The sequence below is a fragment of the Paraburkholderia kirstenboschensis genome, from assembly GCF_032806925.1.
Classification (GTDB): Bacteria; Pseudomonadota; Gammaproteobacteria; order Burkholderiales; family Burkholderiaceae; genus Paraburkholderia; species Paraburkholderia kirstenboschensis.
Window position 1 is genome coordinate 450,960 of sequence record NZ_CP136512.1, and the last position, 15,914, is coordinate 466,873.

15 protein-coding genes and 1 pseudogene are annotated in these 15,914 nt (G+C 61.5%); 13 read left to right on the top strand and 3 right to left on the bottom strand.

Going from position 1 to position 15,914, the window contains the following annotated elements:
* Position 1: 1 nt before the first annotated feature.
* The 5 genes from RW095_RS10725 (at position 2) to RW095_RS10745 (ending at position 4,992) form a co-directional block, all read left to right on the top strand.
* On the top strand, positions 2-532 hold the full coding sequence (locus RW095_RS10725) for a YfiR family protein (RefSeq protein WP_317018981.1): 531 nt from the start codon (positions 2-4) through the stop codon (positions 530-532).
* Entirely contained in the window at positions 529-2,463 is a 1,935-nt protein-coding gene (locus tag RW095_RS10730) for a putative bifunctional diguanylate cyclase/phosphodiesterase (RefSeq protein WP_317018982.1), read from the top strand. Before RW095_RS10725 ends, RW095_RS10730 begins: the two co-directional genes overlap by 4 nt.
* Before the next feature lie 90 nt (positions 2,464-2,553).
* On the top strand, positions 2,554-3,006 hold the full coding sequence (locus RW095_RS10735) for a MarR family winged helix-turn-helix transcriptional regulator (RefSeq protein ID WP_128586575.1): 453 nt from the start codon (positions 2,554-2,556) through the stop codon (positions 3,004-3,006).
* 29 nt (positions 3,007-3,035) lie between these two features.
* Positions 3,036-3,599, top strand: coding sequence for an isochorismatase family protein (locus RW095_RS10740; RefSeq protein WP_317018984.1), 564 nt, complete (start codon positions 3,036-3,038; stop codon positions 3,597-3,599).
* Between the two features lie 52 nt (positions 3,600-3,651).
* Complete coding sequence (locus RW095_RS10745; RefSeq protein ID WP_317018985.1) at positions 3,652-4,992, top strand: MFS transporter; 1,341 nt, start codon at positions 3,652-3,654, stop codon at positions 4,990-4,992.
* A 6-nt stretch (positions 4,993-4,998) separates the two neighbouring features.
* On the opposite strand, the gene RW095_RS10750 is transcribed toward RW095_RS10745, so the two are convergent.
* Positions 4,999-6,522, bottom strand: a complete 1,524-nt coding sequence (locus RW095_RS10750; RefSeq protein WP_317018986.1) for a CoA-acylating methylmalonate-semialdehyde dehydrogenase — start codon at positions 6,520-6,522, stop codon at positions 4,999-5,001.
* Between the two features lie 324 nt (positions 6,523-6,846).
* Here RW095_RS10750 and RW095_RS10755 point away from each other — a divergent pair, with 324 nt between their 5' ends.
* Positions 6,847-8,256, top strand: a complete 1,410-nt coding sequence (locus RW095_RS10755; RefSeq protein WP_317018988.1) for an MFS transporter — start codon at positions 6,847-6,849, stop codon at positions 8,254-8,256.
* A 19-nt stretch (positions 8,257-8,275) separates the two neighbouring features.
* Here RW095_RS10755 and RW095_RS10760 read toward each other — a convergent pair.
* Positions 8,276-8,584: pseudogene (locus RW095_RS10760) on the bottom strand (hypothetical protein); the annotation flags it as partial.
* A gap of 140 nt (positions 8,585-8,724) precedes the next feature.
* Here RW095_RS10760 and RW095_RS10765 point away from each other — a divergent pair.
* Both RW095_RS10765 and RW095_RS10770 read left to right on the top strand, forming a co-directional pair.
* Entirely contained in the window at positions 8,725-9,636 is a 912-nt protein-coding gene (locus RW095_RS10765) for a LysR family transcriptional regulator (protein WP_317018989.1), read from the top strand.
* A gap of 132 nt (positions 9,637-9,768) precedes the next feature.
* Positions 9,769-10,911, top strand: a complete 1,143-nt coding sequence (locus RW095_RS10770; protein WP_317018990.1) for a DSD1 family PLP-dependent enzyme — start codon at positions 9,769-9,771, stop codon at positions 10,909-10,911.
* Between the two features lie 18 nt (positions 10,912-10,929).
* Here RW095_RS10770 and hpaR read toward each other — a convergent pair whose 3' ends face one another.
* On the bottom strand, positions 10,930-11,337 hold the full coding sequence (gene hpaR / locus RW095_RS10775; protein ID WP_042277081.1) for a homoprotocatechuate degradation operon regulator HpaR: 408 nt from the start codon (positions 11,335-11,337) through the stop codon (positions 10,930-10,932).
* A gap of 192 nt (positions 11,338-11,529) precedes the next feature.
* Here hpaR and RW095_RS10780 point away from each other — a divergent pair, with 192 nt between their 5' ends.
* From RW095_RS10780 to RW095_RS10800, 5 genes are all read left to right on the top strand, one after another.
* Positions 11,530-12,303 (top strand): fumarylacetoacetate hydrolase family protein, encoded by a 774-nt coding sequence (locus RW095_RS10780; protein ID WP_317018993.1) that lies wholly within the window; start codon positions 11,530-11,532, stop codon positions 12,301-12,303.
* Positions 12,300-13,058 carry a fumarylacetoacetate hydrolase family protein gene (locus RW095_RS10785; RefSeq protein WP_317018994.1) on the top strand — a complete coding sequence of 253 codons (759 nt, stop codon included), beginning with the start codon at positions 12,300-12,302 and terminating at the stop codon, positions 13,056-13,058. Before RW095_RS10780 ends, RW095_RS10785 begins: the two co-directional genes overlap by 4 nt.
* 28 nt (positions 13,059-13,086) lie before the next feature.
* Entirely contained in the window at positions 13,087-14,544 is a 1,458-nt protein-coding gene (gene hpaE / locus RW095_RS10790; protein ID WP_317018995.1) for a 5-carboxymethyl-2-hydroxymuconate semialdehyde dehydrogenase, read from the top strand.
* A 62-nt stretch (positions 14,545-14,606) separates the two neighbouring features.
* Positions 14,607-15,470 (top strand): 3,4-dihydroxyphenylacetate 2,3-dioxygenase, encoded by an 864-nt coding sequence (gene hpaD / locus RW095_RS10795; RefSeq protein ID WP_317018997.1) that lies wholly within the window; start codon positions 14,607-14,609, stop codon positions 15,468-15,470.
* A 20-nt stretch (positions 15,471-15,490) separates the two neighbouring features.
* Positions 15,491-15,892 (top strand): 5-carboxymethyl-2-hydroxymuconate Delta-isomerase, encoded by a 402-nt coding sequence (locus RW095_RS10800; RefSeq protein WP_317018998.1) that lies wholly within the window; start codon positions 15,491-15,493, stop codon positions 15,890-15,892.
* Positions 15,893-15,914 lie beyond the last annotated feature (22 nt).

The following is a 15,914-nucleotide window of genomic DNA, read 5'->3' on the forward strand; positions in this document are numbered from 1 at the left end:
CATGAATCGCGTTCGCATCAGGACCATCGCGGCGTGTTTCGTGTTCGCCTCGCCACTGATCGTGCAGACATCCGTCGACGCGCAGGTGGACCTTTCCGCGCTCGAGGCGGCCTACATCTTCAACTTCGCACAGTTCACCGACTGGCCACCGGGAGGCCTGTCGGAGAGCACTCTCTCGGTGTGTGTGGATCAGGACAGCCCGCTCGGCCAGGCGCTCGCCAAACTCGACGGCAAGCATGTGGGCAAGCAGGGATGGCGCGTTCGTCCGTTGCCGCGCACGGAAAAAGCCGCCGATTGCCACCTGGCCGTGTTGACCGCGAGCACTGCGCTGAGCGCGGCGGTCAAGGCGCTGCTGGCTTCCGACGCGCCCGTCGTGATCGTGAGCGAGGCCGACACCGCCGAGCAGGGCTGGGTGATTCGCCTCGTGCGCGACGGCGATCATCTGAAGTTCGATATCAACGTTAGCGAGGCTTCGCGCCGGCGCATCACGCTCAGTTCGAAACTCATGCGCCTCGCGAGGAAGGTTCTATGAAAAGTTTCTCCGCATGGTCACGGCTTGCATGGCCACGCGAGCATGCGAATCTGGTCGGCGTGGCGATCGCGCTGCTCATTTCGAGTGTCGTGCTGCTGATCTATCAGGCGCTTTCGCTACGCGCGTCGCTAACCGACGACGTCAGCATGCAGGCATCGGTGCTCGCCGAAAATCTCACCGCCTCGGCCATGTTCGGCGACCGCGACGCGACTGCCGAAGTACTCGGCTCCCTGCGCAAGGTCCCGCATGTCGAGAGCGCAACCGTCTATACGCCAGATGGCGAACTGTTCGTGCGCTATGCACGCCCCGGGCTCAGCCGCGTCGAATACGAAGAAGGCACGCTCGCGAACGTGGGCGGCTCGCGCCGCCTTTCACTCGAAGACATCTTCGTCGCTGCACCCATCGTTCATAACGACCGGTTGCTTGGCAGCATCGTGATCGTGGCGGCAACGGACGCGATAAAAATGCAGCTCGCCCAGTACGGCTGCTTTCTCGTCGGCGCGTCGCTGTGTTCGGTGTGGATCGCATCGCTCGTCATGAAGCGCATGCGCGAACGTGTGTCGCGCGTGGAGAAAGACCTCGAATATCTTGCGTCGACTGATCCGCTGACGGACCTGCCGAACCGCCGCGCGTTCTACGATGAACTGAAGGTGCGCCTGCACAAGGCAAGCGCCGCGAATAAACGCGTCGCGCTGATGATGGTGGACCTCGACAACTTCAAGACCGTCAACGATACGCTCGGCCACGGCGCGGGCGATGAACTGCTCAAGCAGGTCGCCGAGGCGTTGCGCAACGTGGTCCGGCCTCAAGACCTCGTGAGCCGGATCGGCGGCGACGAATTCGCTGTGGTGCTCGGCCCCGATGCAAGCCGTGTTCGTGCACGCGCGACCGCGGGCCGCGTCGCGCGCAACCTGTCGCGCCCATTCATTCTGCACGGCATTGATTCGGCCGTGACGGCAAGCGTGGGGTTCAGCGTTTATCCCGAGGACACCGCCGAAATGGCGGAACTCGTCAGCAATGCGGACATTGCGCTGTATTCGGCGAAAAGCAGGGGCAAGAGCATTGCCGTCGAGTTTCAGAGCGAGATGACCGCCGAGGCGCAACGGCGCGCGCGCATCGAAGCGGAACTGCGCAAGGCGCTGGATCAGGACGGGCTCGAGATCGTATATCAGCCGCAATTCGACTGCCTGTCCGGCCGCCTGCTCGGCGCGGAGGCGCTGGTCCGTTGGACGCATCCGTCGGAAGGCCCTATTCTGCCGGCTGAATTCGTTCCGATTGCGGAGAACAGCGATCTGATCGTCGCGCTCGGCCGCTGGGTCTTGTGGCGCGCGTGCCGCGACGCCGCGAGCTGGAATGCCGGCACGAATGCAAACGTGCATGTGGCCGTGAACATTTCCGCGCGCCAATTGCGAGCCGACGGCTTCACGGACGAAGTCTGCACGGCGTTGAAAAAAAGCGGCCTGCCGGCTTCCCTGCTCGAACTCGAACTGACCGAGAGCCAGTTGATGTCCAATATGTCGGTGGGCATTCAGGCAATGCAGGAATTGCGCGCCGCCGGCGTGCGCCTGTCGCTCGACGACTTCGGCACGGGCTACTCGTCGCTGTCATACCTGCAATCTTTTCCGGTGCACAGCATCAAAATCGACCGCAGTTTCATCTGTCCATTGCCCAATGGCGGTCAACCCATCGTCACTGCGATCATTTCGATGGCGCATAGCTTCGGCCTGCTGGTCGTCGCGGAAGGCGTCGAGTATCCGGCGCAACTCGAATGGCTGTGCGACGCGCGCTGCGATGTGGTTCAAGGCTTCCTGACCGGCCGTCCGATGCGCCTCGACCAACTGCTTGCGATCATCCGCGCAGAAGAAGAACAAAAAGACACGCGCGGCAGAACGCCGGCAGCGCCGCGGCCGCACCGCGCGCCAACAGCCTGAAAGTCCGGGAGCCTGCTTGACCTGTGCTATATATGAAGGTAGCCTACACAGGTTACCTTCATATATCTGTCTGGCATTCTTCCGGCACACATGGGCAAGAACGATCCCCCGCTCGACTCCGATTCGCTCCACGCACTCGCCGAAGATCTGCGCGTGCTGACCGGCAAGCTGCGCCGCCGCCTGCGCGAAGAGGCCCATCTCGGCGATTTCACTCCTTCGCAGATACAGGTTCTCGGCCTGCTCGAGCGCGACGGGCCCGCAACGGTCACCGAACTCGCGCGCACACAGGGCATGCGTCCGCAATCCATGGGCGAGACGCTTTCTGTTTTGAAAGCCGCTGGCCTCGTGAGCGGCGCCCCTGATCCGAACGACGGCCGCCAAACCGTTCTTTCGCTCACGCCCGCCTTCCGCAAGAAGATCAAGGCAAGTCGCGCCGCGCGCGAAGACTGGCTGTTCCGCACTATCCAGACGCGCTTTTCGGTAGCCGAGCAGCAGCAACTTGCCGCTGGTGTCGAATTGCTCAAACGCCTGACCGAGTCGTAATTCTCACGCAAACCAGAACAGGAGCTCACATGGCACTGACTACGCTCGACGCAAAGACCGCACTGGTGGTGATCGACTTACAGCAAGGCATCGTCGCAATGCCCACCGCTCATTCCACTGCGGAAGTCGTCACGCGCGCGGCCCAATTAGCCGACGCGTTTCGCCGCCACGGTCTGCCCGTCGTACTCGTCAACGTGGCGGGCGGCGCCCCGGGGCGCGCGGAGCAGGCGCGTCCTACCGGCAACTTCCCCGCGGGATTTGCCGACCTCGTGCCCGAACTGAACCGGCAAGCGTCGGATCATCTGGTGACGAAACACACGTGGGGCGCGTTCACGAATACTGATCTCGAAGCGTATCTGAGCGAGCAAGGCGTGACGCAAATCGTGCTGGCAGGTGTATCGACCAGCGTCGGCATTGAATCAACGGCACGTTTCGCACACGAGCTCGGCCTGAACATCGCGTTTGCTGTCGACGCAATGACCGACCTGCATCTGGACGCTCACACGAACAGCCTCACGCGAATCTTCCCGCGGCTCGGAGAGACCGGCACCACGCAGGAAGTGCTCGCCATGCTGGAACAAACGCGCGCATAAGCATGCGCTGCCGGCAAGACATCAACCAGCCATTCATAGGAGAGGAACTCAGGTGAGCAGTACGTTCCGTTCGCTGCGCAACTTCAATTACCGTGTGTGGGCGAGTGGCGCGATCGTCTCCAATGTCGGTACATGGATGCAACGCACCGCGCAGGACTGGCTCGTCCTCACGGAACTCACGCAACACAATGCGACTTCCGTGGGTATCGTGATGTCGCTGCAGTTCGGGCCGCAAATGCTTCTACTGCCGCTCACCGGTTATGCGGCCGATCATTTCGACCGCCGCAAGCTCCTGTTCGTCACGCAGGCGGCCATGGGCAGTCTCGCGCTCGGCCTGGGGCTGCTCACGATTACCGGCCTCGTGCAACTCTGGCAGGTCTACGTTTTCGCGGGACTGCTCGGCTGTGTAACTGCGTTCGATTCGCCCGCGCGTCAAACTTTCGTGTCGGACCTCGTCGGCGAAAGCGATCTTTCCAATGCGGTCGCGCTCAACTCCACGTCGTTCAATGCCGCGCGAATGATCGGTCCGGCGGTTGCGGGCTTGCTGATCGCATCGGTCGGAACAGGCTGGGTGTTTCTGATCAACGCGCTCTCTTTTATCGCCGTACTCGGCGCGCTGCGCATGTTGCGCGCTCGCGAGCTGCATGCGAAGCCTCGCGCACTGCGCTCGCGCGGCAGCTTCGTGGAAGGCTTCAGATATGTATGGAAGCGCCCCGATCTGAAGGCGGCGCTTCTCATGCAATTCCTGATCGGCACATTCGGCCTTAACTTCCCCATTTTTATTTCGACGATGTCGGTCAGCGCATTTCATGCCGGCGCGGGCGAATACGGCGTGTTGAGTTCGACCATGGCGATCGGTTCCGTCACGGGCGCGCTGCTTGCCGCGCGCCGCGCGCAACCGCGCATGGCTTTGCTGCTCGGTGCGGCGGCAGTGTTCGGCGTGGGCTGCACGGCAGCTTCGCTGATGCCGAACTACGTGCTGTTCGGCGTCATGCTCGCCTTCATCGGCGTGTCGACGCAAACCTTCAACACGTCCACCAACAGTCTCGTGCAACTCTCCACGGAGCCGGCCATGCGTGGCCGCGTGATCGCGATTCTGCTCGCCATCGCGCTCGGGGGCACACCGCTTGGCGCGCCCGTGGTGGGTTGGGTCGCGGACCGTTTCGGCCCGCGCTGGGCGCTTGGCGTCGGCGCGGCGTCGGGCTTCGCCGCCGCGCTCGTGGGCTTGATGTACCTCGTCAAATACCGGGGCTTGCGCGTGTATGTCGACGCAGGACGTCTGCGCTACCGCATTGACGAGCCGCGCCAGGCGCCGCCTTATGTGAGCCCCGCAATAGCCGTGCAAAACGCCGTCCTGGATGAAGCAGAAGAGGAGTCTTCATCAGGTGTGTAGCGCACGTTACTTCGCAACGGGCATCGTGAACTCAGCACCCTTGGCGATGCTATCCGGCCAGCGCTGCATGATGCTCTTGTACCGCGTATAAAAGCGCACGCCTTCTTCGCCATACGCATGATGATCGCCGAATAGCGACTTCTTCCATCCGCCGAACGAGTGCCACGCCATTGGCACCGGAATGGGCACATTGATGCCCACCATGCCCACCTGAATCTGCCGGCCGAAAGCGCGCGCCACGCCGCCGTCGGACGTGAAAAGCGACACGCCGTTACCAAACTCATGCGCGTTGATGAGTTCCACCGCGCTTGCGAAATTTGGCACCCGCACCACGGCAAGCACTGGGCCGAAGATCTCTTCCTTATAGATCTTCATTTGCGTGCCGACATTGTCGAACAGCGTTCCGCCTATGAAGAATCCCGCCTCGTTGGCGACCGGATGCGCGCGGCCGTCCACGACGAGCGTCGCGCCCTCTTCTTCGCCCGATGCGATATAGCCCGCGACTTTCGCCTTGTGCTCGGCGGTCACGAGCGGGCCCATTTCGGCGTCGAGGTTCTCCCCGTTCTTGATCACGAGCGACTTGACGCGCGGCACCAGTTTTTCGATCAGCTTATCGGCGACGTTACCCACTGCCACCGCCACCGAAATCGCCATGCAGCGCTCGCCGGCCGATCCGTATGCGGCGCCGATCAGCGCGTCGACGGCCTGGTCGAGATCAGCGTCGGGCATCACCACGAGGTGATTCTTGGCGCCGCCGAGAGCCTGTACGCGCTTGCCGCGCTTCGAAGCCTCCGTATAGATGTACTCGGCGATCGGAGTCGAACCGACGAACGACAGTGCCGCGACATCCGGGTGTTCGATTAGCGCGTCGACGGCCACCTTGTCGCCGTTGACCACATTGAACACGCCGTCCGGCAAACCAGCTTCCTTCAACAGTTCCGCAATGCGCAGCGACGCCGAAGGATCGCGCTCTGACGGCTTCAGCACGAAGGTGTTGCCACAAGCCAGCGCGACAGGGAACATCCACATGGGCACCATGACCGGGAAATTGAACGGCGTGATGCCCGCGACCACGCCGAGCGCCTGACGCAGATTCCAGTTGTCGATGCCGCCGCCGATCTGGTCGGTGAAATCGGTCTTCAGTAAATTCGGAATGCCGCATGCGAACTCGACCACTTCGATGCCACGCACGACCTCGCCTTGCGCGTCCGTGAACACCTTGCCGTGCTCGCGCGTAATGAGCATGGCGAGTTCGTCGTGGTGCTTGTTGAGCAGTTCTTTGAACTTGAACAGAATGCGTGCGCGCTTGAGCGGCGCGGTTTCACTCCACGCGGCAAAGGCGGCTTTCGCGGATTGCACCGCAGCATCCACTTCCTCGACCGACGCAAGCGCGACCGCCCCCGTCACTTGACCCGTCGCGGGATTGAACACTTCCTTGAAGCGGCCGCTGGTGGAGTCAACCGCAGCCCCGCCGATATAGTGGCCGATCTGCTGCACCGAAAGTTTCGCTTGTTCGTTTGCTGCGTTCATTACATACCTCGGATTCGGAATGGGCCGGCGGCTTCGCACCGGGCGGACGGGCGGATTGGAGTCCGTCAACTGTATCGACGCTACGCCGCTTATTCCCGATACAGCAAAACAGAACCGCGCCTCACTGTATTGTTTTTTGCGCGACAACTGTGCTGGGAGCGCCGCGGATAACCGACGACGCTTGCTATCTGCCGCATCGCAGCATACGCTCGCCGCGAAGTCCGGCCGGTCGTACAAATCCTGGCTTGCATAGTCGGCGCGCCGGACGCCAAATGAGGCAGCCGGAGAAGCTGGCCACCCAAAAATCAGGTGAGGAGGCGCAACATGGCAACGAACGCATCGGTGGAGGACCGCAAGCATCGCGGGCAGGCCCGGAAGGCAACCGCTAGTGGCTGGATCGGCTCGGCACTCGAATACTACGATTTCTTCATTTACGCGCAGGCAGCGGCGCTGATTTTTCCCCAGCTGTTTTTCCCCTCCGGCAATCCGAAGATCGCGATCGTCGCCTCGCTCGCGACTTACGGCGTGGGCTACGTCGCGCGTCCAATCGGCGCGTTCGTGCTCGGACATTGGGGCGACACGCATGGCCGCAAGAACGTTCTGCTGCTCTGCATGTTCCTGATGGGTGTTTCGACGATGGCGGTGGGCCTGCTGCCCACCTATCAGCATGTCGGCTTGCTTGCACCGGCCCTGCTCGTCGTCCTTCGTCTGATTCAGGGCTTTGCGGTCGCCGGTGAAATCTCGGGCGCGAGTTCGATGATTCTCGAACATGCGCCGTTCGGACGACGCGGCTATTACGCCAGTTTCACGCTGCAAGGCGTGCAGGCCGGACAGATTCTCGCTGCCGCCGTGTTTCTGCCGCTCGCCTATTACATGGAGGAGAGTTCGTTCAATTCGTGGGGCTGGCGCATTCCGTTTTTACTGAGTGCTGTGGTGCTGGTGGCCGGCTATATCATCAGGCGCGAGGTTGAGGAAACGCCCGCTTTCGCGAAAGAAGACGCGAGCGGCGGCGTGCCGAAGTCGCCGATTGCCGAGGCGTTCCGCTACAACTGGGTGGACATGCTGCGCGTGGTCGGCTGCTCGCTGATGAACGTGATTCCCGTGGTCGCGACGATTTTCGGCGCCGCATACGCGGTGCAGCCCGCGTACGGTATCGGCTTTTCAAAAAGCGTCTATTTATGGATTCCGGTGATCGGCAACATTGTCGCGGTGCTCGTGATCCCGTACGTGGGCAATCTGTCGGACCGGATCGGCCGGCGCCTGCCGATCATCGTCGGTGCACTTGGCGCGGGGCTGCTCTCGTTTGCGTACCTGTATGCGATCAGTATTCACAACGTGGGGCTCGCGATCGTGATGTCGATCCTCATGTGGGGCATCATCTACCAGGGCTATAACGCCACATTCCCGAGCTTCTATCCAGAACTTTTTCCAACCCGTTCGCGCGTCTCCGCGATGGCGATCGGGCAGAACATCGGGACGACGATTACGGCGCTCCTGCCCGCATTGTTCGCTTATGTCGCGCCGCCGGGATCGCACAACGTTCCAGTCACGATTGGAGCAATCACGTTCGGCATCACGATCATTGCGGCGGTGACCGCATGGAGCGCACGGGAGAACTACCGCGTCAAACTGTCCGATCTGGGCCAGCCCGGCGCAGTGCCGCTCGACAAGACGAGCTATGACCGGCTGAGGGCGGAAACAATGGCGGAATCGAAAAAGGCCGTGGCTTCATAGGCCAGACAAGCGATGCGATTTAGCGCCATTGCGCAGTCAACTCGTTGGCGAGGACCATTTGCTCGCGCACCTGTTCGATGAAGGCCGCCTCCATACCGCTTTGCGCCTTGAGAAATTTTAGCGCTGCGGAATGTACCGCGCGCATCGATCCGCCGTCTATTGCGACGATACGCGCCGCATTGCGCCGCGTTTCCTCGACCAGATCGCGGGCGCTGCTGAAATCAGGGGACAAGCCGCTCTGCGCTCCGAAGCTGGCCCGCAGACGAGCTGCGTATTCGCGCGATGTGACAACGGCATCGAACTTCTCTCCGAGTGAAAGCCATAGGGAATCATGCTACGCATACTGTAGCGTTTCGAGCTGCCGTCTGCGTTACAGAAGCATCACTTCACCTTGCATCGTGCACGCGCACTGGAAGCGCGCCGGCAAACGCTTTAAGCTCCAGGGTCCAAGACTGAAAACAGCCCCTCATGAACGATTCCGCCGATATACGCTTCCTGCTGACCATACGCGAAAGTGGCAGCCTTGTCGCCGCGGCGCGAAAGTTGGGGCTGTCACCTTCGGCGATCACTCAGCGTCTGCAACAACTGGAGAAGAAGCTCGGCGCTCAACTGCTGAACCGCAGCGCGCGCCGCCTTCAATTCACTGAAGAAGGCACGCTGCTCTGCGAACGCGGCGCGGAACTGGTTCAGCAATTCGACACGCTGTTCGAAGATCTGCAGATGCGCCGCGGCGGCCTGGTCGGCACACTGAAAGTCAACGCGCCACTCGGTTTCGGGCGGCGTTACGTGGCGCCCGCGATCGCCGACTTTCAGCAGCAGCATCCGGATATCGACGTCGCGTTGACGCTGTCGGATCAGCCGCTCATGGAAACGGCTGAACGCTTCGACATCGTCGTGCATATCGGCGACCTGCCGATATCCAACCGCGTGGGTTACACGATCGCGCCCAACGCGCGCTTCGTATGCGCGGCGCCCGCGCTCGTCAAACGTCTGGGATCGCCCGAGTCGCCCGACGACCTCGCCGCGCTGCCCTGTATCGTGCTGCGCGAGAATAACGAAGACGTCACGCTCTGGCAGTTCAGCCGCGGCCGCACACGCCGCAGCGTACGCGTTTCATCGCACTTGAGCTGCAACGACGGCGACGTGATCCGCCAATGGGCATGCGAAGGCCGCGGCGTGATCCTGCGTTCCGAATGGGACGTGGCGGACGACATCGCGAAAGGAAGGTTAGTCCGCTTGCTGCCCGCGTGGAAAACCCCGGACGCGAACGTCATCGCGCTCACTCATCAGCGTGCGGGCTTACCCGCTCGTACACGAACGTTCATGCAGCACTTGCAGGCGAGATTCCGACCGCTGCCACCGTGGCGAATCTTGCATTAAGCCAGACTGAATCTATGAATTCGAGCAGCTAAAGGTTCGCGCCGCATGCCGACTTTATAATTGGCGCCTGGTGTCCCGCTCCTGCGGGCTCGAGCCGTATCCTCCGAATCCCGCCCACTTCCCGGTGAAAACATGAAACTCGAACAGATCGACACGCCCGCGGCCCTGATCGACATTGCCCGGATGCAGAAGAACATTGCACGTATGCAGGCGCATATGAACACGCTCGGCGTCGCGTTCCGTCCGCATGTAAAGACCACCAAATGTATCGACGTAGTGCGAGCGCAAATCGCGGCCGGCGCGCGCGGCATTACTGTCTCCACGCTAAAGGAAGCCGAAGCGTTCCATGCCGCCGGCGTGAATGACATTCTTTACGCGGTCAGCATCGCACCTTCGAAACTGCCGCGAGCATTGGCGCTGCGCCGCCAGGGCTGCAATCTCAAGCTGGTGGTGGACAACCCGACCGCGGCAGCGGCCATCGCCGCGTTTGGTGATCAGCATGGCGCAACGTTCGAGGTATGGATCGAAGTAGACACCGACGGGCACCGCTCCGGCATCACGCCGGAGCACGAGAGCCTGCTCGACGTCGGCCGGATTCTGCACGAGAACGGCATGACAGTCGGCGGTGTGATGACGCACGCAGGCTCCAGTTACGAACTCGACACGCCCGAAGCGCTCGCCGCGCTTGCGGAACAGGAACGCGCCGGCTGTGTTCGCGCGGCGCAGCGCCTGCGCGAGGCCGGCGTCCCCTGTCCGGAGGTCAGTGTCGGTTCCACGCCCACGGCGCTCGCGGCCACACAGCTGAATGGCGTGACCGAGGTGCGTGCGGGCGTCTATGTTTTCTTCGACCTCGTCATGCACAACATCGGCGTTTGTGCGCTCGAGGACATTGCGTTAAGCGTGCTCGCCACCGTGATCGGTCATCAGCCCGAAAAAGGCTGGGCCATTCTCGACGCAGGATGGATGGCTCTTAGCCGCGATCGCGGCACGTCGAAGCAGGCGCACGATTTTGGCTACGGCCAGCCGTGTCTGCTCAACGGCACGCCGCTTGCCGGCTATGTGGTGAGCGGCGCGAACCAGGAGCACGGCATTCTTTCGCCGACCGAAAAAGGCGCACATGAAGCTAACGGTGACATTACGCAACGCTTTCCCATCGGCATGAAACTGCGCATTCTGCCGAACCATGCGTGCGCTACCGGCGCGCAGTTCCCCGAGTACCAAGCCGTTGCGCCGGACGGCCAGAGCGTGCCCTGGATGCGTTTTCAGGGCTGGTAAGCAACGCCGCCTGCCCGGTCACTCGTCTTCTTCCTCCAGCCCCGCCAGCAGATCGTCCACGGCGCGATAAACCCGCTCGACGATCTCCGGCCCCACCTTGCGCTCCAGTTCGCGATAGTGCGCCTCCAGATCCTTCGAGATCACGCGCACCAGTTCGACGCTCGTGTCGGTTAGCGACACCAGCACGCGGCGCTGATCTTCAGCGAAACGCTCCTTCGTCACCAGTTCCATGCTCTCCATGCGCGCGAGCACGCCCGCCATGCTCGGGCTCGAAATCGTGCAGATGTCGGAGATATGGCGCGGCTCCATCGGGCCGTGCTCGTTGAGCGCGCGAATCACACGCCATTGCTGCTCAGTCAAACCATGCGCGGTGATCAATGGGCGAAAACGCTCCATCATTTTTTCTCTGGCGCGCAGCAATAGCATCGGCAGGTTGCGGTGCAAAACTCGTGTGGAAGCGGACGAAGACATAGTGGGCGATGGTTGGAAGCAGCCGTCGAAGCTTAAGGGAAAACCCGCGATCAGCCGACTGGCTATTGACCCTGGATCATATCAAGCGCAATACTACTAACATGTTAGTGTTTATGCAAAGTATCTATCCAGAGGCACAGCCAGGTCATGTTTGCACTTGCCGATCATCTGCTGCACCCCGAAGGCCACGCGCTGCCTCACGATGTCGATGCGCATGCCGCGGCGGCGCTGCTCGCGCGCGGCATCGCCTGCCGTCCGCCGGTTCGCGGCGCGATCTACGGAACATTGCTCAATGACCGCGCGGCGCTGGAGGCGTTAGGCGATGCAATGCATGCAGCGCCATACAAGTCACCGCCGGAAGCGCCGGTTCTCTACCTGAAGCCGCGCAACACGCTTGCGGGGCATCGCGCGCAAATCGTCGTACCCGACGATACATTGGGCGTCGAAGTAGGCGCGTCGCTTGGCGTCGTGATTGGGCGCACCGCAACGCGGGTCAGCGCGGAGCGTGCGTTCAACTACATTGCAGGCTATACGGTCGTGGCCGATCTCAGCGTGCCGCATGCGAGCGTCTACAGACCGTCGGTACGCTTTCGCGCCCGCGACGGTTTCTGCGCCGTCGGTCCCGCGGTTGTTGCGGCGCGCCACGTTGCGAATCCCGACGAGTTGGCCATCGCAGTATCGCTCAATGGTGCCGATGCTTTTGCGGCGACCACCGCTTCGTCGGTACGCCATGTGGCGCGGCTGCTTGCCGACGTCACCGACTTCATGACGCTCGCGGCGGGCGACGTCATCACACTCGGCGTTCCGCATGGCTCGCCGATCGCGCATATCGGCGACGCGGCGACCTTGTCGATCGGCGCGCTGCCGCCGCTTCACGTGTCGTTCGTCGGCTCAAAAGAATCAGACGGAGAACAGCAATGATGCGCGGCCGTGTTGCGTACGCCGGTGCGATTCACGACGCCTATCCGCATGCCGAAGGTGTGCTGCTTGCAGACGGACGCGTGTGTCGCGAAGATCAGGTCGTCTGGCTCGCTCCGATTGAAGTCGGCACCATCTTCGCACTCGGCCTGAATTACGCCGAGCACGCGAAAGAGTTGCAATTCAACAAGCAGGAAGAGCCGCTCGTTTTCCTGAAGGGACCGGGCACGGTTCTCGGTCATCGGGGCTTTACGCGCCGCCCGGCCGACGTCGCCTTCATGCACTACGAGTGCGAACTCGCCGTTGTAATCGGCCAGGTCGCGCGCCATGTGCCGCGCGACAATGCGATGCAACACGTGGCCGGCTATACGATCGCCAACGACTACGCGATCCGCGACTACCTCGAAAACTATTACCGCCCCAACCTGCGCGTGAAGAATCGCGACGGCGGCACGGTGCTCGGCCCATGGTTCGTCGACGCAGCCGACATTGAAGACGTCACGCAACTGGAGTTGCGCACGTTCGTCAACGGCACGCTGCAACAGCGCGGCAACACGCGCGATCTCGTGACCGATATTCCCGCGTTGATCGAATATCTGAGCAGCTTCATGACGCTCGCACCCGGCGACGTGATCCTCACAGGCACGCCGGAGGGCATCGTCAACGTGAATGCGGGAGACGAAGTGGTGTGCGAAATAGAAGGCCTCGGCCGCCTCGTCAATACGATTGCATCCGACGCGGACTTCGGCCGCGCCTGACCGCCAGAAAAAAGCAAAGGACAACGCAATGCGAATCGAACATCTGATCAACGGCAAAGCAGGCAGGGCGAAAGAGTACTTCGAAACGGTCAATCCGGCGACGCAAGAAGTACTTGCCGAGGTGGCCCGCGGCGGAGAGGCGGAAGTCGGCGCGGCGGTGCGAGCCGCAAAGGAAGCGTTCCCCGCATGGGCAGGCAAGCCCGCAGCGGAACGCGCAAAGCTGATCCGCAAGCTTGGCGAACTAATCGCGAAGAACGTGCCGGAGATATCGGAAACCGAAACGAAGGACACGGGCCAGACCATTTCTCAGACGCGCAAGCAACTCGTGCCGCGCGCCGCCGACAACTTCAGCTACTTCGCCGAGATGTGCACGCGCGTGGATGGTCATACGTACCCCACCGACACCCATCTGAACTACACGCTATTTCATCCGGTCGGCGTGTGTGCGCTCATTTCACCGTGGAATGTACCGTTCATGACAGCCACGTGGAAAGTCGCGCCGTGTCTCGCGTTCGGAAATACAGCAGTTCTGAAGATGAGCGAGCTCTCGCCGATTACCGCGTCGATGCTCGGCAATCTCGCGCTCGAAGCGGGGATTCCGGCCGGCGTGCTGAACGTCGTGCATGGTGTCGGCAGAGAAACGGGCGAGCCCCTCGTCGCGCATCCGGACGTGCACGCGGTTTCCTTCACCGGGTCGACTGCGACGGGCAACCGGATCGTGCAGAGCGCCGGGCTCAAGAAGTTTTCGATGGAACTCGGCGGCAAGTCGCCGTTCGTGATTTTCGACGACGCGGATTTCGAACGCGCGCTGGATGCTGCCGTATTCATGATCTTCTCGAACAACGGCGAACGCTGTACTGCCGGCTCGCGCATTCTCGTGCAGAAGTCGATTTACGCGAAATTCGCAGAACGTTTTATCGAACGTGCGAAACGTCTCACGGTTGGCGATCCGCTGGCCGACAGCACGATCATTGGACCGATGATCAGCCAGGGGCATCTGGCGAAAGTGCGCAGCTATATCGAACTCGGGCCGAAAGAAGGCGCAACGCTTGCCTGCGGCGGTCTCGACATGCCCGAGTTGCCCGACTCCATGCGCCATGGCAACTTCGTAATGCCCACGGTATTCGTCGATGTAGACAATCGCATGCGTATCGCGCAGGAAGAGATCTTCGGCCCGGTTGCATGCCTGATCCCATTCGACGACGAAGCCGACGCGATCAGACTCGCGAACGACATCTCATACGGTCTGTCGAGCTACATCTGGACGGAGAACACGGGGCGCGCGCATCGTGTGGCGGCCGCCGTCGAAGCCGGCATGTGCTTCGTCAACAGCCAGAACGTACGCGACCTGCGCCAGCCGTTCGGCGGCACGAAGGCGTCGGGCGTGGGGCGCGAAGGCGGTACGTGGAGCTACGAAGTGTTCCTCGAACCGAAGAACGTTTGCGTGTCGCTCGGTTCGCATCACATCCCACGCTGGGGCGTCTGACACGCCGGCATGACGAGCGCGAGCCGCACTGCGTTTCGCGACATAAACAAGAGGAGACCGCGATGGGCAAACTCGCGCTGGCAGCAAAAGTGACACACGTGCCGTCGTTATATCTGTCCGAACTCGACGGTCCGCACAAGGGTTGCCGTCAGCCCGCAATCGACGGCCATCGTGAAATCGGCCGGCGTTGCCGCGAACTGGGCGTGGATACGATCGTCGTATTCGACGTGCATTGGCTCGTCAATAGCGAGTACCACATCAATTGCGCGCCGAAGTTCGAAGGCATCTACACCAGCAACGAACTACCGCATTTCATCAAGAACATGCCCTACGCGTACCCGGGCAACGTGGACCTCGGCAATCTTATTGCGGAAGTGGCCAACGAAATGGGTGTGAAAAGCCGCGCGCATAGCGAGACCACGCTCGAACTCGAATACGGCACGCTGGTGCCGATGCGCTATATGAACGGCGATCAGCACTTCAAGGCGGTGTCGGTAGCCGGCTGGTGCATGTGGCATGACCTTGAAACAAGCGCGCGCTTCGGTCTCGCGGTGCGCAAGGCGATCGAAGAGCGTTACGACGGCACCGTTGCGATTCTGGCAAGCGGTTCGCTTAGTCACCATTTTGCCAACAACGGCACTGCCGAGCAGTTCATGCATAAGGTCTGGAGTCCGTTTCTCGAACAGATGGATCGCCGGGTTGTCGAGTTGTGGGAAGCCGGTGACTGGAAGACTTTCTGTGAAATGCTGCCGCTTTACAACGAAAAATGCTGGGGCGAAGGCGGCATGCACGACACGGCGATGCTGCTAGGCGCGCTCGGCTGGGACCGCTATGACGGCAAGGTGGAAGTCGTCACGCCGTATTTCGGCAGTTCGGGTACAGGACAGATCAATGCGATCTTTCCGGTGACTCCGCTAACCGCCTGACTTGCGTAAAGGAGACTGACGTGCCGCATCTGACACTCGAGTACAGCGCGAATCTCGCTGACGCAGAAAGTATGAGCCGGCTCTGCAATACGCTCGCTCAATGCCTCGCCGAACAGCGCGATAACGAACAGCGTGTCTATCCGCCCGGCGGCATTCGCGTCCGCGCGTTGCGGTGTGAACACTATTGCATCGCAGACGGACGCGCCGACGCAGCATTTCTCCACGCAAACCTGAAGATTGCCGCGGGCCGCTCCGATGCCATAAAGAAGGCAACGGGCGATGCGCTATTCGCGCTCATCAAGCAGCACTTCGCCAATGAGTTTGAACAAAGCGGGCTAGCGTTGTCGCTGGAGATCAACGAATTCAGCGAAGCCGGCACCTGGAAGCATAACAACCTGCACGCGCGGCTCAAAGTGCAGTAGCGAGCCGGAACACACTGTCAGC